General features: G+C 60.5%; 20 protein-coding genes and 2 pseudogenes. 2 read left to right on the top strand and 20 right to left on the bottom strand.

Annotated features, from left to right (window positions below; translation table 11 throughout):
* Nucleotides 1–18: 18 nt before the first annotated feature.
* The 15 genes and pseudogenes from lipA to leuS all read right to left on the bottom strand — a co-directional run bounded on the left by lipA (nucleotide 19) and on the right by leuS (nucleotide 14892).
* On the bottom strand, nucleotides 19–984 hold the full coding sequence (gene lipA, locus G113_RS05080; RefSeq protein WP_005894668.1) for a lipoyl synthase: 966 nt from the start codon (nucleotides 982–984) through the stop codon (nucleotides 19–21).
* Nucleotides 985–1069: 85 nt separating this feature from the next.
* Nucleotides 1070–1738, bottom strand: coding sequence for a lipoyl(octanoyl) transferase LipB (gene lipB / locus G113_RS05075; protein WP_005894665.1), 669 nt, complete (start codon nucleotides 1736–1738; stop codon nucleotides 1070–1072).
* A 65-nt stretch (nucleotides 1739–1803) separates the two neighbouring features.
* On the bottom strand, nucleotides 1804–2067 hold the full coding sequence (gene ybeD, locus G113_RS05070) for a DUF493 family protein YbeD (RefSeq protein ID WP_005894662.1): 264 nt from the start codon (nucleotides 2065–2067) through the stop codon (nucleotides 1804–1806).
* A 331-nt stretch (nucleotides 2068–2398) separates the two neighbouring features.
* Nucleotides 2399–3601, bottom strand: coding sequence for a D-alanyl-D-alanine carboxypeptidase family protein (locus tag G113_RS05065; RefSeq protein WP_005894660.1), 1203 nt, complete (start codon nucleotides 3599–3601; stop codon nucleotides 2399–2401).
* 243 nt (nucleotides 3602–3844) lie between these two features.
* Nucleotides 3845–4795 (bottom strand): septal ring lytic transglycosylase RlpA family protein, encoded by a 951-nt coding sequence (locus G113_RS05060; RefSeq protein ID WP_040318922.1) that lies wholly within the window; start codon nucleotides 4793–4795, stop codon nucleotides 3845–3847.
* Nucleotides 4734–5729, bottom strand: a complete 996-nt coding sequence (gene mltB / locus G113_RS05055; protein WP_407919097.1) for a lytic murein transglycosylase B — start codon at nucleotides 5727–5729, stop codon at nucleotides 4734–4736. Before mltB ends, G113_RS05060 begins: the two co-directional genes overlap by 62 nt.
* Before the next feature lie 23 nt (nucleotides 5730–5752).
* Nucleotides 5753–6991 (bottom strand): annotated as a pseudogene (gene rodA, locus G113_RS05050) (rod shape-determining protein RodA).
* Nucleotides 6984–8921 carry a penicillin-binding protein 2 gene (mrdA, locus tag G113_RS05045; protein ID WP_005894644.1) on the bottom strand — a complete coding sequence of 646 codons (1938 nt, stop codon included), beginning with the start codon at nucleotides 8919–8921 and terminating at the stop codon, nucleotides 6984–6986. The pseudogene rodA and the gene mrdA overlap by 8 nt, the downstream one beginning before the upstream one ends.
* A 41-nt stretch (nucleotides 8922–8962) precedes the next feature.
* A complete protein-coding gene (gene rlmH, locus G113_RS05040) occupies nucleotides 8963–9430 on the bottom strand; it encodes a 23S rRNA (pseudouridine(1915)-N(3))-methyltransferase RlmH (RefSeq protein ID WP_005894642.1) in 468 nt (155 codons plus the stop codon).
* 5 nt (nucleotides 9431–9435) lie between these two features.
* Nucleotides 9436–9771, bottom strand: a complete 336-nt coding sequence (gene rsfS, locus G113_RS05035; RefSeq protein WP_005894639.1) for a ribosome silencing factor — start codon at nucleotides 9769–9771, stop codon at nucleotides 9436–9438.
* A gap of 69 nt (nucleotides 9772–9840) precedes the next feature.
* Nucleotides 9841–10527: a nicotinate-nucleotide adenylyltransferase gene (gene nadD / locus G113_RS05030; RefSeq protein WP_005894636.1), complete on the bottom strand. Its 687-nt coding sequence runs from the start codon at nucleotides 10525–10527 to the stop codon at nucleotides 9841–9843.
* The gene (gene holA, locus G113_RS05025) at nucleotides 10521–11555 is read right to left on the bottom strand and encodes a DNA polymerase III subunit delta (protein WP_005894633.1); all 1035 of its coding nucleotides are present in this window, start codon (nucleotides 11553–11555) and stop codon (nucleotides 10521–10523) included. The genes nadD and holA overlap by 7 nt, the downstream gene beginning before the upstream one ends.
* A 47-nt stretch (nucleotides 11556–11602) precedes the next feature.
* Nucleotides 11603–11698 (bottom strand): annotated as a pseudogene (locus G113_RS22150) (DNA polymerase III subunit delta); the annotation flags it as partial.
* Between the two features lie 13 nt (nucleotides 11699–11711).
* Nucleotides 11712–12194 (bottom strand): LPS-assembly lipoprotein LptE, encoded by a 483-nt coding sequence (locus tag G113_RS05015; protein ID WP_005894628.1) that lies wholly within the window; start codon nucleotides 12192–12194, stop codon nucleotides 11712–11714.
* A 121-nt stretch (nucleotides 12195–12315) separates the two neighbouring features.
* Nucleotides 12316–14892 (bottom strand): leucine--tRNA ligase, encoded by a 2577-nt coding sequence (gene leuS, locus G113_RS05010; RefSeq protein ID WP_005894625.1) that lies wholly within the window; start codon nucleotides 14890–14892, stop codon nucleotides 12316–12318.
* Between the two features lie 177 nt (nucleotides 14893–15069).
* Between leuS and G113_RS05005 the strand changes: the two genes are divergently transcribed.
* Nucleotides 15070–15552: a zinc ribbon-containing protein gene (locus G113_RS05005; protein WP_005894621.1), complete on the top strand. Its 483-nt coding sequence runs from the start codon at nucleotides 15070–15072 to the stop codon at nucleotides 15550–15552.
* 73 nt (nucleotides 15553–15625) lie between these two features.
* Here G113_RS05005 and lnt read toward each other — a convergent pair whose 3' ends face one another.
* The 5 genes from lnt to miaB form a co-directional block, all read right to left on the bottom strand.
* Nucleotides 15626–17155 carry an apolipoprotein N-acyltransferase gene (lnt, locus tag G113_RS05000; RefSeq protein WP_040318921.1) on the bottom strand — a complete coding sequence of 510 codons (1530 nt, stop codon included), beginning with the start codon at nucleotides 17153–17155 and terminating at the stop codon, nucleotides 15626–15628.
* 164 nt (nucleotides 17156–17319) lie between these two features.
* Entirely contained in the window at nucleotides 17320–18204 is an 885-nt protein-coding gene (corC, locus tag G113_RS04995) for a CNNM family magnesium/cobalt transport protein CorC (protein WP_005894615.1), read from the bottom strand.
* An 82-nt stretch (nucleotides 18205–18286) separates the two neighbouring features.
* Nucleotides 18287–18772, bottom strand: a complete 486-nt coding sequence (gene ybeY / locus G113_RS04990) for an rRNA maturation RNase YbeY (protein ID WP_005894612.1) — start codon at nucleotides 18770–18772, stop codon at nucleotides 18287–18289.
* A complete protein-coding gene (locus G113_RS04985) occupies nucleotides 18769–19824 on the bottom strand; it encodes a PhoH family protein (protein WP_005894609.1) in 1056 nt (351 codons plus the stop codon). The genes ybeY and G113_RS04985 overlap by 4 nt, the downstream gene beginning before the upstream one ends.
* Nucleotides 19825–19875: 51 nt before the next feature.
* Nucleotides 19876–21309, bottom strand: a complete 1434-nt coding sequence (gene miaB, locus G113_RS04980; protein WP_005894607.1) for a tRNA (N6-isopentenyl adenosine(37)-C2)-methylthiotransferase MiaB — start codon at nucleotides 21307–21309, stop codon at nucleotides 19876–19878.
* Nucleotides 21310–21610: 301 nt separating this feature from the next.
* Between miaB and G113_RS04975 the strand changes: the two genes are divergently transcribed.
* On the top strand, nucleotides 21611–22679 hold a 1069-nt coding region (locus G113_RS04975), incomplete at its 3' end, for an FAD-dependent monooxygenase (RefSeq protein WP_005894604.1).

The raw sequence follows: 22679 nt of genomic DNA, 5'->3' as shown, positions 1-22679 counted from the left end.
GTGTGAAAGACGAGGTGGTTATTTGACCTCTTCGCCCTTGGCTTGCAAGTCTGCGTGATAAGAGGAACGCACGAAAGGACCACATGCGGCGTGGGAGAAGCCCAGCTCCATGGCGACATCCTTGAGCTCATCAAACTCTGCGGGCGGCACGTAGCGCTTCACCGGCAGGTGGTGGCGGCTCGGTTGCAGATACTGACCCAGGGTCAGCATGTTGACGCCGTGCTCGCGCAAGTCCTTGAGTACCTGGACGATCTCTTCGTTGGTTTCGCCCAGGCCCATCATGACGCCGGACTTGGTCGGTACATGGGGGTGCATCTCCTTGATGCGGCGCAGCAGCTCGAGGGACCACTTGTAGTCGGCACCGGGGCGGGCGACACGGTACATGCGCGGCGCGGTTTCCAGGTTGTGGTTGAACACGTCCGGCGGCGTCTCGCGGAACACATCCAGGGCCTGTTCCATCCGGCCACGGAAGTCCGGGGTCAGGATCTCGATGCGGGTCTGGGGGCTGTGCTCGCGGATCTGCTTGATGCAGTCGGCGAAGTGCTGGGCACCGCCGTCACGCAGATCGTCGCGGTCCACCGAGGTGATGACCACGTATTTCAGCCCCATCTCCTTGATGGTGAGGGCCAGCTTGTGCGGCTCGTCGGGATCCAGCGCCAGCGGGCGGCCATGGGCCACGTCGCAGAAGGGGCAGCGACGAGTACAGATGGCACCCATGATCATGAAGGTGGCAGTGCCGTGGTTGAAACATTCGGCCAGATTGGGGCAGGAAGCCTCTTCGCATACAGAGTGCAGCTTGTTTTTGCGCAGCGTGCTCTTGATATGCTCGATCTTCTGGCTCGACGGCGGCAACTTGATGCGCATCCAGTCCGGTTTACGCAGCACTTCTTCGGTGGGATCCGGCATGAATTTCACCGGGATCAGGGCCATCTTGTCGCCATCGCGCAGCTTGACGCCCGGCTCCATACGAACTGGTTTGCTCATGATTCACTCTCGGTGTTTGTTACTGTCAGGTTGATGGCCGTAGGGGACATCTTCATGTTCGCAGCGCCGCACGGCACGAAATTGCTCATGATGCTTGCTCGACATGGGTGATTGTCTGATAGCCGATAAGGTTGGCCAGGGCGCTGATAAGCGGTACAGCCGCTTCGGCAACGCTCGCAGGGCCACCCAGGGCACTGGTTTGGGTCATCGGCATGCCCGCATAGCCGCAAGGGTTGATACGCAGGAAGGGGCTCATGTCCATGTTGACGTTGAGGGCCAGCCCATGGAAGGAGCAGCCGCGCCGAATGCGCAGCCCCAGGGAGGCGATTTTGGCCTCGAGACCGGCTTGCTGCACATAGACACCGGGGGCATCCGCTTTGGCATAGGCGTTGATATCGCTTAAGGCCAGGGTCGAGACGATGGCCTGCTCCAGGGCGGTCACCAGCTCGCGCACCGAGAGCTTGCAGCGGCGCACGTCCACCAGTACGTAGAGTACCAGCTGGCCGGGGCCATGATAGGTCACCTGACCGCCACGATCGCTCTGTACTACAGGAATGTCGCCGGGGGCGAGCAGATGCTCGGCCTTGCCAGCCTGTCCCTGGGTGTAGACGGGCTCATGCTCCACCAACCAGAACTCGTCCGCGGTGTCGCCATCGCGACCGTCGGTAAACGCCTTCATGGCGTCCCACACGGCCTGATAGGGGCTGCGACCCAGGTGTCTGATCAGCAGGTGACGTTGTGCTGGGCTGGACATGGTTTCCTCACGGGCAGGGCACGACAAAAAATTCGTCGCCCTCTGAGGGCGACGAAGCTATGAGGTTACAGAACGTAGCGAACCAGCTCTATGTTACCCAAGGCGGTATACATGGCTTCGACATGTTCTTTGCTCTGGGCGGTAACGGTTACCCGGACCGAGTGATAATTGCCTTTGGAGCTGGGTTGGACGACTGGACTGTAAGTGCCCGGCGCATGCTGCTGCAGCACTTTGACAACCTGATCCGGCAGGGCGGGATCGGCCACACCCAGTACCTTGAAGGGGAACTTGCAGGGAAACTCCAGCAGTTCATCAAATTTGGTATTCATTAACTCACCTTTTGTGTCATCAGGGATGACGCTCTCATGTAGCTCATTGCCCTTGGCCTAGAAGGCCGCCAGTACAAGTCTATATGGGCATGGCCCAGACCGGGATCAAGACCCGGTTTCGTGCGACAAGACATGGAGGTGCTGCTTTTTACCACAAATCCCGGGGCGGCGGAACCTGCAGATTGCAGGGTTATTCGCTGGCGGCTGCCAGCGAGACAGTAACGGCGCCTGATGGCGCCGTTACTTGACAACATTTTACCCTGGGATCACTCGAGTTAGCCGATGGCCCGCAGGGTCACGACTTCCCCCAGCCGGCCAGCTTGCCCAAGCGTTACTTGAACCAGCTGGTCACCAGCAGGACAACATAGTCCCACAGACGGCTCATCAGACCACCCTCTTGCACATCTTCCAGGGCAACCAGGGGAACTTGCTTGATCTCTTTGTCACCCTGCTTGAGGAAGACGGTACCGACCTTTTGTCCCTTGGCCAGCGGCGCCTTGAGTTCGCTGTCGAGTTGGAAGTCCGCTTTCAGGTTGCTGGCCTGACCGCGGGTCACCACCACGGAGACGTCCTGGTCCACACCCAGTTTCACTTCCGGCTTGTCACCCATCCAGATCTTCTGGCTGACCAGTTCGGTGCCCGCTTTGTAGGGGGTCGAGCTTTGGAAGAAGCGGAAGCCATAGGTGAGCAGCTTCTTGCTTTCGGCGGCGCGGGAGGCTTCGCTGCTGGCACCGAACACCACGGCGATGAGACGCATGCCTTCATTGTTGGTGGCGGAGGAGACCAGGTTGTAGCCGACCTGGCTGACGTGGCCTGTCTTGATACCATCGACCTGCAGGGATTGATCCCACAGCAGGCGGTTGCGGTTGTGCTGGGTGATACCGTTGAACACGAATGACTTCTGGGAGTAGATCTTGTACTCCTCGGGCAGGTCGCGGATCAAGGCCTGGCCCAGACGCGCCATGTCGTGGGCGGTACTGTAGTGACCCTCGGCATCCAGGCCATGGGGGTTCATGAAGTGGCTGTCGTTCATACCGAGCTTGGCGGACCAGGTGTTCATCAGACTGGCGAAGGAGTCCGTGCTGCCTGCCAGGAATTCTGCCATGGCGACACAGGCGTCGTTACCGGACTGGATGATGATGCCCTTGTTGAGATCATCGACCGAAACCTGCTTGCCGACTTCGATGAACATCTTGGAGGAGTCGGAGTAGTTTTTGGACCAGGCGTTCTGGCTGATGGTCACCATGTCGGTACGCTTGATGTTCCCCTTGAGCAGCTCCTGACCAATGATGTAGGAGGTCATCATCTTGGTCAGACTGGCGGGTGGGAGACGCTCCTCGGCATTCTCCTCGGCGAGGATTTGACCGCTTGCGTAGTCGATCAGGATGTGGGCCTTGGCCGAGATAGTCGGCGCGGCGGGCACTACCACTGGCATGCTGTTCGGCGTGGGCAGCGCATCTGGTGTTGGTGTATTGGCCTGGGCGGTTGCGCTGATCAGGGCGGCGAGGATAACTGAATGAGAAAATTTGGACATCGTGAAAATTCCTGCGGGCCTGGTCGGGTGTGACCCCTAGTAAATGTAAATGAAAAAGCGGGGCTAACTATACCAGAAGCGAGCAGCGGTTATAGTCCAGTGTGCCAATTGGCAGGGATTTTTTAGCCATATCGGCTGGGCTGCGCGTCGTAATCAGGCGCGTCTCGCACTGGCCTAAGCCTGTGACGGTAGGGGTTGCGGCATGGGACGGGCCGCAGGCGGCCCGCTCTGAGTCATCCGGATTCAGGGTACGAAGAAGGCTTGCTCGAATCCCTGACTGCGCACCTGCTGCAACAGCTGGGTTTGCTGCGCCGAAGAGATGGGGCCCAGCAAGACGCGATAGACCTGGCCGGCGGCCTCAACCTGGTGGGATACCCCAAATTGTGTGCCGAGACTGGCCGCCAGACTCTCGGCTCGCTCTTTTGAGCCGCTGGCGAGCACCTGCATCCGTTTACCGCTGCTGGCGGGCGCCGCGGCAGGCTTGCTGGCCGGCGGTGGGTTTTTCACCGCAGCTGTGGTCGGCGCCACCGCGGCCTTGGCGGGGACGGGGGCAACCTTGGCTGGCGCTGCGGCTGCTGGCGCAATCAACGCCTGCCCCTGGTTCGGGCGCGTGTCCGTCATGGGGATGTCGGGGATCATCTCAATCTGCTGATCCGGGGTGTCGGTGATGAGATCCAGCCTGACTCGCGCCGAGCCATGGTCGACCATGCCTAGTTGGTGAGCTGCGGCATGGGAGAGGTCGATGAGTCGCGATTGCGTGAAGGGACCACGGTCGTTGACCCGCACTATGGTCTCTCGGCCATTGTCCAGGTTGGTGACTCGCACATAGCTTGGTAGCGGCAGATTGCGGTGGGCCGCACTGAACTGGCTGCTGTCCATGATGTCGCCGTTGGCGGTCTTGTTGCCGTCGAGCGCCTTGTCCAGCCAGCTGGCGGAGCCCTCCTCGCTGTAATTCTTTATGTCCCGCCACACTTGATATTTCTGCTTGCCTATCCAGTAGTCGCGGTTGCCGCTCGCGCTCAGGGGCTCATGGCGCGGTATGGCGCCAGTGGCCTGGGGGAACTCGATGACAGGGGGTTTTTCCACCTGCACCGGGGGCTCCGGGGGTGCCGTCGGCTGTTCGGGTTGGCTGCTACAGGCCGCCAGCAACAAGGTCAGGCTGAGGGTGAGGAGTCTGTTGTGCTGCATAGGCATCCTGGATGGCTTGGCTGAGTTGATAGACCGCCATGCCGTACAAGGGGCTGCGGTTGTAGCGATTGATCACGTAAAAATTGTGGCGGGCGACCCAGTAACCGGGGCCATCTGCCTGGTCAAGGGCCAGCAAGCGGACCTTGGTCTTGGCGTCAGGTGGCGTGGCGAGGCGCAGTCCGGCATCAGACAGGGTCTGCCATGTCAGGGTCGGCTCTGGGGCCTTGCCTATCAGGGAGTCAGGAACCGGCATGGTCGCCTTGGCGGGTTCGACCACCGGCTCATGCCAGCGCCAGCCATGCTCGGCAAAATAGTTGGCCACGCTGCCGATGGCATCGGCCTTGTTATTGAAAAGATCCCGTTTGCCATCACCATCAAAGTCCACGGCATAGTGGCGGTAGCTGGAGGGCATGAACTGACCCATGCCCATGGCGCCTGCGTAGGAGCCCTTGAGGGCCCGGAGGGGGAGTCCCTCCTCCTGGCCGAGCAGTACCAACTGGGCAAACTCCTTGGCGAAGAAGTCGGCCCGCTCCGGATAGTAGAAGCCCAGGGTATAGAGGCTATCGAGCACCCCGTGGCGACCCATCTGCTTACCGTAGGCCGTTTCTACTCCCAGGATGGCGGTGATAAGGGCAGCGGGGACTCTGTAGGTCTGCTCCGCCCGGTTCAGCAGTTCGCTGTTTTCCTGCCAGAAGCGCACGCCGGCCTGAATGCGTTGTTCGGTGACAAACAGGGGCCTGTATTGATACCAGGGCTTGGCCTCCCAGGGACGCTGCATTAATGCCAGTATCTCGGGATTGAGCCGTGCTGCCCCGGCGGCGGCCTGCAATTGGTCCAGAGGAACGGCCTGACGTTCGGCCAGCCTGGTGAGGGTAGCCGTGCTCGGTGCCGCAGTGGCGATGGGCTCCGCCATGGCTGGCAAGGCTGCGGCCAGCAACAGCGAGAGGGTGGCGCGGCGCAGCATCAGGCCAGCAACCGCCGGTGCGTCTGAATGGACATCAGGATGCCGAAGCCGGCCATCAAGGTCACCATGGAGGTGCCGCCGTAACTCACCAGGGGCAGAGGCACGCCGACCACCGGCAGAATATATCCATCTCATCAGGCCAGCAGCCTTCTGTGAGTCTGAATGGACATCAGGATGCCGAAGCCGGCCATCAGGGTCACCATGGAGGTGCCGCCGTAACTCACCAGGGGCAGAGGCACGCCGACCACCGGCAATATGCCGCTCACCATGCCCATGTTGACGAACACATAGACGAAGAAGGTGAGGGTCAGGGCGCCGCCGAGCAGGCGTTCGAAGCTGCTTTGAGCCTGCATCGAGATGTAGAGGCAGCGGCTGATGATATAGAGGTAGAGCGCGAGCAGCAGGGCGACGCCGGCCAGGCCGAACTCCTCGCTAAAGACCGCGAAGATGAAGTCGGTATGGCGTTCTGGCAGAAATTCCAGCTGGGATTGGGTGCCTTGCAGCCACCCCTTGCCAAAGACGCCGCCGGAGCCGATGGCGATCTTGGACTGGATGATGTGGTAACCGCGCCCAAGGGGGTCTTTCTCCGGATCGAGCAGCATCAACACCCGCTGGCGCTGGTAGTCATGCATCAGGAAGAACCAGAGCACCGGCATGAAGGCCGCGGCCAGCAGCACGGCCAGGCCGATCAGCCACCAACTTATCCCCGCCAGGAAGATGACGAAGAAGCCGGAGGCCGCCACCAGGATGGAGGTGCCCAGATCGGGCTGGGCCGCGATCAGCAGGGTCGGCAACAGCACCATGATGAGGGCGATCACCACGTGGCTGAGCTTGGGGGGCAGCGAATGGCGGCTGAGCCAGGTCGCCACCATGATCGGCATGGAGACCTTCATCACCTCCGAGGGCTGGAACTTCATGAAGCCGAGATCCAGCCAGCGTTGTGCCCCCTTGCCGATATGGCCAAACACGTCGACCGCGATCAGCATCAGTACCACCACCACGAACACGGGGATGGCCCAGCGGGCGTAGAGGGTCGGTGGCAACTGGGCCAGGGCCAGCATCAGCACGAAGGCGAGGCCGCCGCGCACCAGTTGGCGCACGATGGAATCCATGTCCTGACCCGAGGCGGAGTAGAGCACCACCATGGAGAGGGCCATGATACAGAGCAGACCGATCAGCAGGGGCAAATCGATATGCAGCCGGTACCAGATGCTGTTGTGGCGGGCCGAGTTACTCATGGGGCTTTACCTTTGTGACGTTGGCATCGGTCGGTTTGGCTAGTGCAGCTTTAACCGGGGCCGGGGGCAGCTCGGGATCGGGAGGCAGCAGATAGGCATCGAGCATGTGGCGGGCAACGGGGGCTGCCACGGCACTGCCGCCACCGGCGTTTTCCAGCACCAGGGCCACCACTGCCTTGGGGGCATCGAAGGGGGCGAAGGAGACAAACAGGGCATTGTCGCGGTGCTCCACCTTGGTGGTGGCTGCGTTATAGACCTGGTTCTCTTTCAGGCCGACCACCTGGGCCGTCCCTGACTTGCCCGCCGCCACATAAGGGGTGTTGGCAAAGGCGCGGCGCCCGGTACCTTCATGACCGTTGATGACGCGCCACATACCATCCCTGGCGACCTGCCAGTAGCTGTCGTTTTTCACCTTGAGCGCCACATTCGGATTGATGGACGCGGGTACAGTGCCATCGAGGGAGACGGTGCTCTTGAGCAGATGCGGGGTCACATCATGACCATTCTGGGTCAGAATGCTGATCGCCTTGGCGAGTTGGATGGGCGTTGAACTCCAGTAGCCCTGGCCGATCCCGATGGAGATGGTGTCACCCTGATACCAGGGCTGGCGCCAGCGGGACATTTTCCAGTCACGGGAGGGCATGACCCCGCGGGTCTCTTCGTAGAGATCGACGCCACTGTACTGACCGAAACCGAAGTGAGTCATGTACTCGTGGATCTTGTCGATGCCGACCCGGTAGGCGAGATCGTAGAAGTAGGTATCCGCCGATACCTCGATGGCGCGATAGACGTCGAGCCAGCCATGGCCCCAGCGGCGCCAGTCACGGAACTTCTTGGTGGTGCCAGGAATGGAGAAGCTGGGCCCGCCAAAGTAGCGGTATTGGGGGGTGATAGCCCCTTCGTTCAGCCCCATCACCGACATCAACGGCTTGACGGTGGAGGCGGGGGCATAGATCCCCTGGGTCGTGCGGTTAACCAGAGGGCGGGCCGGATCGTTGAGCAGGCCCGAGTAGTTGGTGGTGGAGATCCCGGTCACGAACAGGTTGGGGTCGTAGCTGGGGCTCGACTCCATGGCCAGGATGGCGCCAGTCTTGGGATCCATCATGACGATGGCGCCCCGGCGACCGTCCAGCAGTTGCTGGGCCTTCAGTTGCAGGCGGATGTCGATATTGAGGTAGATATCCTTGCCGGGCTGGGGGGCCTGGAATTTGAGGGTACGGACTACCCGGCCCCGGTTGTTGACCTCGACCTCCTGATAGCCGGCGACCCCGTGCAGCTGATCCTCGTAGAACTTCTCCACCCCCTGCTTGCCAATGTCTTTGGTGGCCGCGTAGTTGGCGAGCTTGTCCTCTTTATCGAGGCGCTCCACATCCCGGGTATTTATCTTGGCCACATAGCCCAGGGCATGGGTGAGAGTATCGCCAAATGGGTAATAACGTTTCAGGTAGGCCTCTATGCTGGCCCCCGGGTAGTTATGCTGGTCAACGGAAAAGACAGCAACCTGCTTCTCGGTCAACTTCTCATAGAGGGAGACAGGCTTGAAGCGGCGCTGACGTTTGACCTCGGCCAGGAACTTCTCCTTGGTGCCTTCCGGTAGTCCCAGCAGGGCGATGAGATCGTCGGCCATCTTGTCGATGTCCCCGGCTTCTTCCGGAACGATTTCCAAACTGTAGACAGGGCGGTTCTCCGCCAAGAGCACGCCATTGGTGTCATAGATGAGGCCCCGGGGCGGTGCCACCGGCACAACCCGGATCCGGTTGTCATTGGAACGGGTCTGGTAGGTGTCGAACGATTCTACTTGCAGGTAGTAGAGATTGCCGAGCAGCACCAGCATCAGCGCGACCATGCCCAGATAGGCGACTAGAGTGCGACGAAAGAAGAGGTTGCCCTCAGCGCTGTGATCGCGCATCTCGATGCGTTGTTTCAGCATGGGGATGCCTCAACCTTGGGGGGGAGCGAGAACATAAAGCGCTATTCCCTGTGATAGGGGTGGTTGGTAGTGATGCTCCAGGCCCGGTAAAGGCTCTCGGCCACCAAGACCCGCACCAGAGGGTGGGGCAGGGTGAGTGGCGAGAGGGACCAGCTCTGCTCGGCAGCGGCTTTGCATTCGGGGGAGAGCCCCTCGGGGCCCCCCACCAGCAGGGCGACATCGCGGCCATCCAGCTTCCAGGCTTCCAGCTGGCCTGCCAGCTGCTCCGTGGTCCAGGGCTTGCCGGGAATATCCAGGGTGACGAGGCGCGAGCGGCCCGCGGCGGCCAGCATAGCTTCCCCCTCCTTTTGCAGGATGCGGGGGATGTCGGCATTCTTGCCGCGTTTTCCTGCGCTTATCTCGACCAGCTCAAACGGCATATCTTTGGGAAAGCGGCGACGGTATTCCTGGAAGCCGTGCTCGACCCAGGCGGGCATCTTGGTGCCCACGGCAATCAACTGAATCTTCATGGGGATCAGGCTTGTACCGGAGCACTGCCCCAGAGTTTCTCCAGTTGATAGAAGTCGCGATACTCGTCTTGCATCACATGCACTATGACGGAGCCCAAATCGACCAGCACCCACTCACCGGTCTGTTGCCCTTCCACGCTAAGCAGGTTGAGCTTGGCATGGCGAGCCTCGCTCGCCAGATTGCTGGCGATGGCACAGACGTGACGGCTGGAGTTGCCGGAGCAGATGATCAGGGCATCCGTGATGGTGGATTGACCGCGCACATCCAGGGTAACGATGTCGCGGCCCTTCATGTCATCGATCTTGTCGATGATGAAGGCGTGCAGTTGTTGCTCTTGCAATAGTGTTTCTCCTCTGGAACCGGCGCGGCCTGCGTGGGCATGGGGCGGCGGATTATATCATGGGTGGCTTCATTTCCTACCAGGCTGGGCAGGGGAAGCAAGGGGGATCTTCGCATCGGTGCGATAGAGCCCTTGTTGATCAATATAGTGCGCGACAGAGGCTGGCAACAGATAGCGGGGATCTTGCCCCTTGGCCAGCAAGTTCCGCAGTGCCGTGGCAGAGAGATCTATGGGCAGGTTATCTGCCAGCCAGATATGACCGGCCAGACGCAGGTGCAGCGCCTCGGCATCCCTCGTCTGATGGTGGGCCAGCAGCTCGGTCACCGGGGCGGGATAGTCCGGCTGCCAACCCGGGCGACAGCTCACTACCAAATGGGCGTAATCGAGCAGCTCTTGCCAGCGATGCCAGCCTGACAGGCCGAGCAGGGAATCCATGCCCATCAGAAAGCAGAGTGGCGTATCGGGCAACTCTTCTCGCAGTGCCATCAGCGTCTCTATGGTGTAGGAGGGACTGTTCTTGGCCAGCTCCCGCTCATCGACCACAAATCCCGGGTTTTCTGTCGCCGCCAGCCTGACCATGGCCAGGCGCTGTTCGCTCGAACAGCGCGGGTTGGCGCGATGGGGCGGGATATGGTTCGGAATGAGCCTGATCTCGGCCAGTGATAGCGCCTGCTGCGCCTCGATGGCTGGGCGCAGGTGGCCGATGTGAATGGGATCGAAGGTGCCGCCGAGCAGGCCGATCGGTTTGCTTAGCATGCGGCTGCCTCTGGCAGTGGCAGCGGCGTACCATCGCGAAATCCCAAGGCCAGGGTCTGCAGCAGCAGCCAGGCGCGCTGTGTCTCGAAATGGCGCAGCGCATCGTCGAGCTGGCCCATCAATTGCCAGAGCTGTTGCAACTTGGCAAAGGGCAGGCGGGTCAACGCCTGCTGGATAAGCTGTTGGCGGCTTTGCCAAATACGCAGGCGGGAGAAGTGTTCCCCCAGGGGGTGGCCACTGCGCATGGCGAGCGACAGCTCGGTGAGTTGCTCCAGCTCGCGAGTCAGGGTCCAGGCGAGCATGCCGGGCTCGGTACCTTCGGCGCGCAGAGCCTGCAAGATGCGCTGGGCCCGGTTCACCTTGCCTTCCAGCAGGGTATCGATCAGCTGGAACGGCGTGAAGTGGGCGTGGCGTATGATGGTCTCTTGCAGATAGGGAACGCTGATCGGCAGGGGGGGATCCAGCAGGGTCAGCTTCTCTATCTCCTGACTGGCGGCCAGCAGGTTGCCCTCATAGGCATGGCACATGAAGTTGATGGCGTCGGGCAAGGCCTTGAGGCCGAATTTCTGAAAGCGGGCCGCCATCCAGCGAGGGAAAAAGCGTGGCTCAGGATGGTTGACCGGTACATAGGTACCAATCTGGTAAAGCTTGTCAAACCAGGCTGCTTTCATCTGGGTCTGGTTGAGTCGAGTGCCGCTCAGTACCAGCAGCAGATCGGGATGCAACTGTTTGCCTATTTCGCTGATGCGGGCAGCCAGATCCTTGTCGACCTTGGGAGGCAGTTCCAACTCGATGAGCTGGCGGGCAGAGAAGAGGCTCATGGCCTGACAGGCGTCATAGATCTGATTCCAGTCGAGACCAGGCTCAACCACAAAACTGTGGCGCTCATCGAAACCCAGCTTGCGTGATTGCAGGCGGATGCTGTCGATGGCCTCCTGTTTGAGCAGCGGCTCCTCGCCAAAGACGAGATAGCAGGGCCTGAGCCCCACCTTGAGGTGGTCCGCGAATTGTTCAGGGTAGATCCGCATCAGCACCTGGCCTGGTTGAGGGAGGAGAACGCAAGGTAGATGGCCCGCTCTTTCTCGAGCAGCGGCTCGTCGCCAAAGACGAGATAGCAGGGCCTGAGCCCTGCCTTGAGGTGGTCCGCAAACTGCTCGGGGTAAATTCTCATCAGGATACTCTCATCAGAACTTGACCTGACTCAACTGACGTACGATGAGGCTGGCAGCCTGTTCCTGCATCTCCTTGCCGAGCTGCTCCTGCTCACGGGATGAGGCAAGGGCCGCGTCCGGTTTGTTCAAGAAGCTGCGGTTGAAGGTGATGGGGAAAATCTGGGTCGGTTGGCCCGGCATGGAGACGGTAAAGCTGGTGCTGTAACCAAGCACATACTCTCTGTCCTGACCGAGGGCATCGACCGAGGCGACCTCGCTGCTGTTACCGACGCCGCCGAGGGTCAGTACGGGAATGCCCTCCTTGTCCTCCAGCTTGACCCCTGATGCCTTGAGGCGGGTGGTGACCAGGCGATAGAGATCGCTCTTGGTATCACCGACCACCTTCATGGTCATCAGCTCGGGGGGGATGGCCTGACCGCGCATCTGAAAGCCGCAGGCCGAAAGCAACAGTGTGGTCAACAGTATGCTGATCCAGCGAATGAGGGGCGAACCCATGGAATGTCCTCTCCAACAAGGAGGCGGCGCGCACCGGCGAGCCGCCTCCTTTGATTATACGAGGGTGCGCGGCCTTGTGGCCTTGCACCCGGTGATGGCATCTGGAAGGATGCCGGCTTAATCAGTTCGCGACTATGTTGAGCAGCTTGCCCGGGATATAGACAATCTTGCGTACCGTCAGGCCGTCGATGAACTTCTGCACGCTGGCATCATTCATGGCTTGGCGCTCAATGTCGGCCTGGCTGATGTCGGCGGGCACGGTCAGCTTGCCGCGCATCTTGCCGTTGATCTGCACGACTACCAGCTTCTCGGTCTCGACCATGGCCGCGTCGTCGGCGACAGGCCAGACGGCGTGGTCCACGTCGTCACCCTTGCCCAGCATCTTCCACAGTTCGAAGCCGATGTGCGGGGTGATGGGGGAGAGCATCACCACCACGGCTTCCAGCGCTTCTTGCATCAGGGCGCGGTCTTGCGCATCCGAACCCAGCTTGGCCAGGTTGTTCATCAGCTCCATGATGGCGGCGATCGCGGTGTTGAAGGTCTGACGGCGACCCACGTCGTCGCTCACCTTGGCAATGGTCTTGTGCAGCTCGCGGCGAACGGCCTTCTGCTCGTTGGTCAGGGCGGCCAGATCCAGCGCGGGCACGGCGCCAGCGGAGACGTGCTCGAAGGTAATGCGCCACAGACGACGCAGGAAGCGCTGGGCTCCCTCCACGCCCGAATCGGACCACTCAAGAGTCATGTCGGCAGGGGAAGCGAACATCATGAACAGACGGACGGTATCGGCGCCATAACGCTCGACCATCAGTTGGGGATCGATGCCGTTGTTCTTGGATTTGGACATCTTGGTCATGCCGGAGTGGATCACTTCGCGGCCTTCCAGATCCACCGCCTTGGTGATACGGCCCTTCTCATCACGCTCGAGCTTGACCTCGGTCGGGCTGACCCAGACGTTGCCGCCCTTCTCGTCCTTGTAGTAAAAGGCGTCAGCCAGCACCATGCCTTGGCAGAGCAGGCGCTTGAACGGCTCACTGCTGTTGACCAGGCCTGCATCACGCAGCAGCTTGTGGAAGAAGCGGGCGTAGAGCAGGTGCATACAGGCGTGTTCGATACCGCCGATGTACTGATCCACCGGCAGCCAGTGGTTGGCGGCCGCCGGATCCAGCATGCCCTTGTCGTAGTCAGGGGAGCAGTAGCGGGCATAGTACCAGGAGGACTCCATGAAGGTGTCGAAGGTATCCGTCTCGCGGAAGGCTTCCTGACCGTTATAGGTGGTCTTTGCCCAGTCGGCATCGGCCTTGATGGGGCTCTGGATGCCGTCCATTACCACGTCTTCCGGCAGCAGTACCGGCAGTTGATCTTCCGGGGTCGGCACCACAGTGCCATCGGCCAGGGTCAACATCGGGATGGGGGCACCCCAGTAACGCTGACGGGAGACACCCCAGTCGCGCAGGCGGAAGTTGACGGTGCGTTTGCCTTTGCCGATCGCTTCGAGCTTGTTGGAGATGGTATCGAAGGCGGCCTGGAACTCGAGCCCGTCGAACTCGCCGGAATTGAACAGCACGCCCTTGTCGGTGTAGGCCGCGGCGATCACGTCCACCTCGCCATCGGCAGGCTTGATCACCGCCTTGATGTCGAGGTCATATTTGGTGGCGAACTCATGGTCACGCAGATCGTGGCCGGGGACCGCCATGACGGCGCCTGTGCCATAGTTCATCAGCACGAAGTTGGCGACCCAGACCGGCACCTTGCGGCCATCCAGCGGGTGAATGGCGTAGAGGCCGGTGGCCATGCCTTTCTTCTCCATGGTCGCCATGTCGGCTTCGGCCACCTTGGTGTGTTTGCACTCCTCGATGAAGGCGGCCAGGGCCGGGTTGGTCTCGGCCGCTTGCAGGGCCAGCGGGTGACCGGCTGCGATACCAACGTAAGTCACCCCCATGAGGGTGTCGGGACGGGTGGTGTAGATGTCGAAGGAGGCATCCTGATCCGCGACCTGGAAGGTCATGTTGACCCCTTCGGAGCGGCCAATCCAGTTGCGCTGCATGGTCTTGACCATTTCGGGCCAGCCATCCAGGTTGTCTATATCGTCCAGCAGCTCCTGGGCATAGTCGGTGATCTTGATGAACCACTGGGGGATCTCTTTCTGCTCCACCGGGGTATCACAGCGCCAGCAGCAGTTGTCGATCACCTGCTCGTTGGCCAGTACCGTCTGATCGTTCGGGCACCAGTTGACCGAAGAGGTCTTCTTGTAGACCAGACCCTTTTCATACAGCTTGGTGAAGAACCACTGTTCCCAGCGGTAGTAATCCGGCTTGCAGGTCGCCAGCTCACGATCCCAGTCATAGCCCAGCCCCAGCATTTTGAGCTGCTTCTTCATGTATTCGATGTTTTCGTAGGTCCAGGGAGCCGGCGCCGTGTTGTTCTTGATGGCGGCGTTCTCGGCGGGCAGACCGAAAGCATCCCAACCAATGGGTTGCAGCACGTTCTTGCCATTGAGCCGTTGATAACGAGAGATCACATCACCTATGGTGTAGTTTCGCACGTGCCCCATGTGTAGACGACCAGACGGATAAGGGAACATGGAGAGGCAGTAGAATTTCTCTTTGTCTACTTTCTCCACTGCCTTGAAGGTTTTCTTGGCATCCCAGTGCTGTTGCACTGCTGGTTCTATGGACTGGGGAACGTATTGCTCTTGCATTTGGTGACATCCGGATCTGTGAAATGGGTAGATAAATCGGCTGGGAAATCGCATCATAAAATATGCGTTTAGACAATCGCATTAGGATACCTAGATCCTGCGACGGCAACAACCGTCAGCGTCCCGGGTCGCCAGTCGGGCAAAGCACCCATCCGTCATTGAGAGAGGAGTAATGCCATGGACAAACGTCGAAAAGGTTATGAGGCCTTCATCGCCCAACTCAAGCAACAGTGGGAGGAGACGGAAGCCTTTCAGGGCGAGCGCCTCAATCGCATGATTGCCAGGGTGCAGGCCTATATGGAGGCTGCCGGCGACTTGACCCAGGATGAGCTGGCGCTGATCGCCGAGTATGTGAAGCGGGATCTGGGCAGCTTTGAGGCCGGACGGGCCGAGGCGCCTGAGTCGGCCTTTATGCTGGCGCTCAAAGATACCGTCTGGTCCTGGCTGGCGGACGTGACCGACAGATCTCAGGTTGAATGGCAGGAGCTGGCCGACGAACTGGAGCACAAAGGGGTTTATCGCGTTGGTGACTGGGTCGGTCTCGGCGTGCTGGTGTGCGAGGATTGTGAATGGCGCCATACGGTTCTTCACCCCGAACAGCTCGGCCCTTGCCCGGAATGCGGGGCGAGTGAGTTTCATCGCGAGCCCCTCTCGCCCTGATAACCGTTTATCCCGAAAAAATAACAAGGCGCCCAAGGGCGCCTTGTTATTTATCGAACCGCTTTTAGCTGGATCACAACTCACGAGCCCAGGGGTGGGCGCGGGGTCTCAGCGCCAGGGCCAGCAGCAGTCCCAGGGCGCAGAAACCGTAGAGGGGCCAGCTGCCAAATCGGTGATAGGGCGTCTGGCCATGGGCGGGACGCACTTCACTGCGCAGTACCCTGGCTTCGAATTGAGGGATCTGACCTGTGATGCTGCCATCGATGTCGGTCGTGATGGTGATGCCGTTGTTGGTCGCACGCAGCAGCGGACGAGCCAGCTCGAGAGCGCGCATGCGGGCAATCTCCATGTGCTGCCAGGGGCCTATGCTGCTGCCAAACCAGGCGTCATTGGAGACGGTCAACAGGAAGTCGGTATCCGGTTGTACGGTGCGGCGCAGCTCCTCCGGGAAGATGATCTCGTAGCAGATGGCCGCCGCCAGCTTGAACCCCTTGGCGATCAAATTGGGTTGCACTTCATCGCCGGGACTGAAGGAGGACATGGGCAGATTGAAGAAGGGAGCGATGGGGCGCAGCCAATCTTCGAATGGCACATATTCACCAATGGGCAACAGGTGATACTTGTTGAAGCGGTTCTCATGCTCATAGTGGTAGCTCTGCTTGCCGTCCGCATCCTGTACGCCCATGCCGAGTACTACGTTATAGAAGCGCTGCTGCCTGGTGTCGTAGTTGATGATACCGGCCAGCAGGGCGGTATCATTTAGCTTCATTGCCTTGTCCAGGCTCTCCAGATAGTTGCCCATCTCTTTCTCGAGGGCCGGAATGGCTGACTCGGGCCAGATGATGATGTCTGCATCCTGGTTGTCGCGGCTGAGATCCTGATAGGTGCGAATGGTGGGCACCAGCGCCTCGGGATCCCACTTGAGGGATTGGGCGATGTTGCCTTGCACCAGCGCCACCTTGACCGGCTCGCCCCGGGTGACCCAATTGAGCTGCATCAGCCCCTGAGCGGCGCCCACCAGGGCAACCGGCAGTAGCAGCCAGGCCGGTTTGCGGCTCTGCCACAGCAACCAGAGTGCGGATGAGCACAGCAACAGCGCCAGGGTGATGCCCTGTACCCCCAGGATGGGGGCGAAACCCTTGAGGGGGCCATCGATCTGGCTATAGCCCAGCCAGAGCCAGGGGTAGCCGGTCATCACCCAGCCGCGCAGCCAGTCGGCAATGAGCCAGAGCGCCGGGAAGGCGAGCAGCCAGCGGCTCCAGTGGCGAGCCGTGAAAAATCGGGCGAACAGCCAGCAGGCCAGGGTCGGGTAGAGTGACAGATAGGCCGCCAGTCCGGTCAGCAGCAGGAAGGCCGCTGGCAGGGGGATGCCCCCAAACTCCGTCATGCTGACATGGATCCACCACTGTCCCGGCAGGAACATCCCCATGGCGTAGCCAAAAGCGCGCCAGGCTGCTTGCTTGGGACTGGCTTTGTCCAGCAGGGCATAGAGGCCCAGCAGGGATGGGACAACCACGGGCCAGTAGCCGAACGGAGAGAAGGCCAGCACGGCGAGGGCGCCACAGGCAAAGGCACACAAGCTGGTCAGAATTTTTGATTTCACGGGTGATTGGGGCTCAAATTGGGCTGTAACTGTGTTGATCGCTATCTTAACCCGTAATGGCGGCTAACGGCGAGCCCGGGGGACTCGGCATTTCTGGTTCATCCACGAAAACGCCCCGCAGTGCGGGGCGTGTTTGGCAGTCAACCAGCGCAGAGCTGGCCGGGTTACTGAGTCTCGGATTGTGCCGCTATATGATGCTCGGGGATCCTGACCTGCAACTGCTGCAGACGACGACGGTCGGCGTGCATTACCTTGAACAGATAGCCATCGAGCTCTATCTCTTCCCCCTTCTTGGGCAGGTGACTGAACGCATGCATCACCAGGCCGCCCACCGTATCCACCTCTTCATCGCTGAACTGGGTGCCGAAATAGTCGTTGAAGTCTTCTATCTCGGTGAGGGCGCTGACCGCGAAGACCCGTTTGCTGATGCGGCGGATCTCATCGGGTTCGTTGTCATCATCGTCGAATTCGTCATCGATCTCGCCGACGATGAGCTCGAGAATGTCTTCTATGGTCACCAGACCCGAGACACCGCCAAACTCGTCCACGACGATGGCCATGTGATAGCGCTCTTCGCGGAACTCTTTGAGCAGACGGTCGACCCGTTTGCTCTCGGGCACTATCACGGTCGGGCGCAGAATGCTTTCGAGCTGCAGGGGCTCGCTGGCGTGATGAGAGCCAAAACCGAATGGCAGCAGATCCTTGGCGAGCAAGATGCCCTCCACATGATCCTTGTCTTCGTTGATCACCGGAAAACGGGAGTGACCAGATTCTATGATGACCGGTAGCAGTTCATCCACGGACTGGGATTTATCAATGGTCACCATCTGGGAGCGGGGGATCATGATATCGCGAACTCGCAGTTCGGCGATCTCTAGCACGCCTTCAATCATGTCCTTGGTGTCCTGGTCGATGAGATCGCGCTCCTCGGCGTCGGCAATCACATCTACCAAATCATTGCGGTCTCTTGGCTCGCCCTGGAAGAGTTGGCTGAGTTTATCGAGCCAGGTTTTCTTCGGCGAGCCGGTACTAGGGTGATCGTCGGTCATGATGTCTCTTGATTACTCATTAAAAGGGTCAGCGACCCGAATAGGGCAGGCCCGAAGGCCTGCGTCGTCAACCGGGTTGACGTCAGTCGCCGTTATGCTCGTCACCGAGTATATCGTCGTGGTAAGGATCAGGGAAACCGAGCTCGGCCATGATCTCGCGCTCAAGCCCCTCCATCTCCTCGGCCTCTTCATCATCGATATGGTCATAACCTAGCAGATGCAGACTGCCATGCACAACCATATGGGCCCAGTGGGCGTCGAGGGTTTTACCCTGTTCTGCGGCCTCGCGTTCCACCACCTGGCGGCAGATGACGAGATCGCCGAGCAGGGGCAGTTCCATGCCTGGTGGAGCTTCAAACGGGAAGGAGAGCACATTGGTGGGCTTCTCCATGCCGCGATAGGTGTGGTTGAGCTGTTGGCTCTCGGCCTCATCGACGATGCGAACAGTGACTTCAGCTTCTGGCTGGAAGCCGAGGATGGTGCCCTCTAGCCAGCCTTGCAGCTGGGCCGCACTCGGCAAACCCGTCTCTTGCTCAGAGGCAAGTTGCAGATCCAGTGTCAGGCTCATTGGGCACTCTCTTCTCTGATGTTGGCTCTATTGGGTTTGGCAGAGGCGGACTCGGCCTGCGCGGCGTCGAATGCCTCATAGGCCTGCACGATACGGGCTACCACGGGGTGGCGCACCACGTCCTTGGATTCAAAGAAGTTGAACGACAGGCCGTCGACCCCTTGCAGCACTTCCAGCGCGTGGCGCAGACCGGATTTGGTGCTGCGTGGCAAGTCCACCTGAGTGATGTCGCCGGTGACCACCGCCTTGGAGTTGAAGCCGATGCGGGTCAGGAACATCTTCATCTGCTCAGTAGTGGTGTTCTGGGCCTCGTCCAGGATGATAAAGGCGTCGTTCAAGGTTCTGCCGCGCATATAGGCGAGCGGCGCCACCTCGATGATATTGCGCTCCATCAGCTTCTCGACGCGCTCAAAGCCCAGCATCTCGAACAGGGCGTCATAGAGCGGGCGCAAGTAAGGATCAACCTTCTGGGAGAGATCCCCAGGCAGGAAGCCAAGCTTCTCGCCCGCTTCCACTGCCGGGCGGGTCAGCAGGATGCGGCGGATCTCCTGACGCTCCAGGGCATCCACGGCGGCGGCCACGGCCAGATAGGTCTTGCCTGTCCCGGCCGGGCCTATGCCGAAGCTGATGTCGTGGCGCACTATGTTGCTGATGTACTGCGCCTGGTTCGGACTGCGTGGCTTGATGAGGCCGCGTTTGGTCTTGACCGTCACCTCCTTGCCATAGGATGGACTCGAGGAGTCGTCATCCTCTTGTTCCAGCACCCGGGACTCCTGCACCGCCAGATGTATCATCTCGGGGGTGATGTCGGTCACCTTGCCGCCCTTGAGGGGCTGGGTTTCCACATAGAGGTGCTTGAGAATGACGGCTGCGGCATCCACCTGAGCTTGTTTGCCAAGCAACTGGAAATGGTTGTCGCGATAACTTATCTCGAGGCCAAGGCGGCGCTCGAGCTGTTTGAGGTTATCGTCGAAGGGGCCGCACAGGCTGGCGAGGCGCTGATTGTCAGCGGGCTCCAGGTGCAGATTCAGGGTCGAGATGTGTCGGCTCAATGTGTCCTCGTCTCAGCTATTTCCCCATCCGCAGACGGATGGGGCAGGAAATCAGTGGGGGGTGAAACCGGCAACGCCAAGCTCATTGGGCAGGTTGTCGGGGCGACGGGCCAGTATTTCGCTCGGCGCGGTGGCGATGCGCAGATTCATCTCGTCCTCGCCACGGATGAAGCGACCGCGCAGGGAGTAGGGGCGTACGTCGGTGATCTCCACGTCGGCGAAACCGCCGATGAGGCGGTGCGGACCTTCGAAGTTGACCACCCGGTTGTTCTCGGTGCGGCCACTGAGCTGCATGAGGTCCATCTTGGAGGGACCCTCCACCAGGATGCGCTGCACCGAGCCCAGCATGGCACGACCGATCAGCATGGACTGGTGATTGATCTGGTTCTGCAGCCGGGTGAGGCGGGCCTTTTTCACTTCCATGTCGACATCATCCGGCAGGTCGGCAGCCGGGGTACCGGGACGCGGGCTGTAGATGAAGCTGAAGCTCATGTCGAAGTTGACCTCCTCGATAAGCTTCATGGTGGCCTCGAAATCTTCGTCCGTCTCGTTCGGGAAGCCGACGATGAAGTCGGAGCTCATGGTGATGTCGGGACGGACGGCGCGCAGGCGGCGGATCTTGGACTTGTACTCCAGCACTGTGTGCGGGCGCTTCATCATGGTCAGGATGCGATCCGAGCCACTTTGCACCGGCAGATGCAGGAAGCTGACCACTTCCGGGGTGTCCTTGTAGACCTCGATGATGTCGTCGGTGAACTCGATCGGGTGGCTGGTGGTGTAGCGGATCCGGTCGATGCCGTCGATGGCGGCCACCAGTCGCAGCAGCTCGGCGAAGGTGCAGTGACTGTCATCGAAGGTCGGGCCGCGGTAGGCATTGACGTTCTGGCCGAGCAGATTTACCTCGCGCACACCCTGTTGGGCGAGCTGAGCAATCTCATAGAGTACATCGTCCAGCGGCCGACTCACTTCTTCACCGCGGGTGTAGGGCACTACGCAGAAGGAGCAGTATTTGGAACAGCCTTCCATGATGGAGACGAAGGCACTGGCCCCTTCGGCGCGCGGCTCGGGCAGGTTGTCGAACTTTTCAATCTCGGGAAAGGCGATGTCCACCTGGGCACCACGACCCTCCTGAACCTGCTTGATCATGGCGGGCAGGCGATGCAGGGTCTGGGGGCCGAAGACGATATCGACATAGGGGGCGCGCTGACGCAAGGCTTCCCCTTCCTGAGAGGCGACACAGCCGCCCACGCCAATCACCAGCCCTGGTCTCTTGAACTTGAGCTTCTTCCAGCGGCCGAGTTGGTGAAACACCTTCTCTTGGGCTTTTTCACGAATAGAACAGGTGTTGAGCAGCAAGACGTCGGCCTCTTCAGGCTCCTCGGTCAGCTGATAACCATTGCTGGCGTCCAACAGGTCAGCCATCTTGGACGAGTCATACTCGTTCATCTGGCAGCCCCAGGTCTTGATGTGAAGTTTCTTGCTCATTGCTACTCTTGACAGTTTTTGTAATCGACAGGGTCAAACGACCGAGGACCGAGCATTTTACTCCGCAATAGGGACGCTGACTAGTTAATATCCAGCTGGCGCCGGGCCTGGCGCTATTGTACAGACCCATCATGGATGACCAGCCCATGGCAGGCGTTGGCGAGCCTGGTCACTGCTTGCTGTTTCATCTTGGGGTATCATGGCCCTCGCGACGTTTGGCCGGTTGCCAAGCCTTTGCCACAGAGCCCACCCCTTGTCGGTCGGCGCCGCGCCTCTGGGCGCCCGTTTTCAGGAAGCACCCATGTTTGCAAAGTTAGATGTCCCCAGCCAACGGCCCAATGACGCCGATGTGATCATCGTCGGCGCCGGCATGGTGGGCGCCGCCATCGCCTGTCTGCTGGCGAGTCAGGGGCGCTCGGTGCGACTCATCGAGACGCGCTTGCCCGCGCCGTTCAGCCCAGAGCAGCCATTGGACTTGCGAGTCTCCGCCATCAGCCAGGCCTCGGTCGCCCTGCTGGATCTGGCGGGTGCCTGGCAGCACCTGCAACAGATGCGGCTGTGTCCCTATCGCCGATTGGAGACCTGGGAGCAAGCGGGTTGCGCGACCCGGTTCTCGGCCGAAGAGCTTGGCCTGCCTCAGCTCGGTTACATCATAGAGAACCGCCTCATCCAGCTCGCTCTGCTGCGCCGTATCGAGGATTTTGCGAACATCCAGACTCATACTCCGGCGGCGGTGCAGAGCCTGCGCCAGGGGAGCGAGCATGCTACCTTGCTGCTCGATGATGGCACCGAGTTGCAGGCCAGCTGGGTGCTCGCCTGCGACGGTGCCGAGTCGCTCACCCGTCGTCTCGCCGGTATAGGGGTCTCGCGCTTCGAGTATCGCCAGCACTGCATGCTGATCAATATCGACACCGATTTTGCCCAGGAAGACATCACCTGGCAGCAGTTCACCCCGAGCGGGCCGCGCGCCTTCCTGCCGCTGCCGGGCCAGCATGGCTCTCTGGTCTGGTACGACAGCCCGGCCCGTATTCGCGCCCTGTCGGCCATGGATAACGACACCCTGGCCGCCGAGGTGCGCCAAGCGTTCCCGACTCGGCTCGGCGGTTTCAGGGTGACCGGCAAGGGGAGCTTCCCGCTGGTTCGTCGCCATGCCAATGATTACCACGCTGGCCGTGTGGTACTGCTGGGCGATGCCGCCCACACCATCAACCCGCTGGCGGGTCAGGGAGTCAACCTCGGCTTCAAGGATGTGGCCTGCTGGAGTGACTTGTTAGGGGCGGCGGGAGACGATTGGCAGGATGCCGACCTGGCCCGACGCTATGAGTGGCGCAGGCGCCCGGACAATATGTTGATGCAGTCGGGCATGGATC

Source organism: Aeromonas molluscorum 848 (genome assembly GCF_000388115.1).
In the GTDB taxonomy this organism is placed as follows: Bacteria; Pseudomonadota; Gammaproteobacteria; order Enterobacterales; family Aeromonadaceae; genus Aeromonas; species Aeromonas molluscorum.
The sequence above is the reverse complement of the archived record's forward strand: the minus strand, read 5'-3'. Positions and strand labels throughout refer to the sequence as shown.

Excerpts from the sequence above, each read along its gene's own strand:
- nadD (WP_005894636.1), bottom strand. The coding sequence starts at position 10,527 with ATGCTAAGCAAACCGATCGGCCTGCTCGGCGGCACCTTCGATCCCATT.
- G113_RS05060 (WP_040318922.1), bottom strand. The coding sequence starts at position 4,795 with ATGCCTATGCAGCACAACAGACTCCTCACCCTCAGCCTGACCTTGTTG.
- rlmH (WP_005894642.1), bottom strand. The coding sequence starts at position 9,430 with ATGAAGATTCAGTTGATTGCCGTGGGCACCAAGATGCCCGCCTGGGTC.
- lipB (WP_005894665.1), bottom strand. The coding sequence starts at position 1,738 with ATGTCCAGCCCAGCACAACGTCACCTGCTGATCAGACACCTGGGTCGC.
- G113_RS05015 (WP_005894628.1), bottom strand. The coding sequence starts at position 12,194 with ATGGGTTCGCCCCTCATTCGCTGGATCAGCATACTGTTGACCACACTG.
- leuS (WP_005894625.1), bottom strand. The coding sequence starts at position 14,892 with ATGCAAGAGCAATACGTTCCCCAGTCCATAGAACCAGCAGTGCAACAG.
- G113_RS05065 (WP_005894660.1), bottom strand. The coding sequence starts at position 3,601 with ATGTCCAAATTTTCTCATTCAGTTATCCTCGCCGCCCTGATCAGCGCA.
- G113_RS05005 (WP_005894621.1), top strand. The coding sequence starts at position 15,070 with ATGGACAAACGTCGAAAAGGTTATGAGGCCTTCATCGCCCAACTCAAG.
- ybeD (WP_005894662.1), bottom strand. The coding sequence starts at position 2,067 with ATGAATACCAAATTTGATGAACTGCTGGAGTTTCCCTGCAAGTTCCCC.
- mrdA (WP_005894644.1), bottom strand. The coding sequence starts at position 8,921 with ATGCTGAAACAACGCATCGAGATGCGCGATCACAGCGCTGAGGGCAAC.
- holA (WP_005894633.1), bottom strand. The coding sequence starts at position 11,555 with ATGCGGATCTACCCTGAACAATTCGCGGACCACCTCAAGGTGGGGCTC.
- corC (WP_005894615.1), bottom strand. The coding sequence starts at position 18,204 with ATGACCGACGATCACCCTAGTACCGGCTCGCCGAAGAAAACCTGGCTC.
- ybeY (WP_005894612.1), bottom strand. The coding sequence starts at position 18,772 with ATGAGCCTGACACTGGATCTGCAACTTGCCTCTGAGCAAGAGACGGGT.
- lipA (WP_005894668.1), bottom strand. The coding sequence starts at position 984 with ATGAGCAAACCAGTTCGTATGGAGCCGGGCGTCAAGCTGCGCGATGGC.
- miaB (WP_005894607.1), bottom strand. The coding sequence starts at position 21,309 with ATGAGCAAGAAACTTCACATCAAGACCTGGGGCTGCCAGATGAACGAG.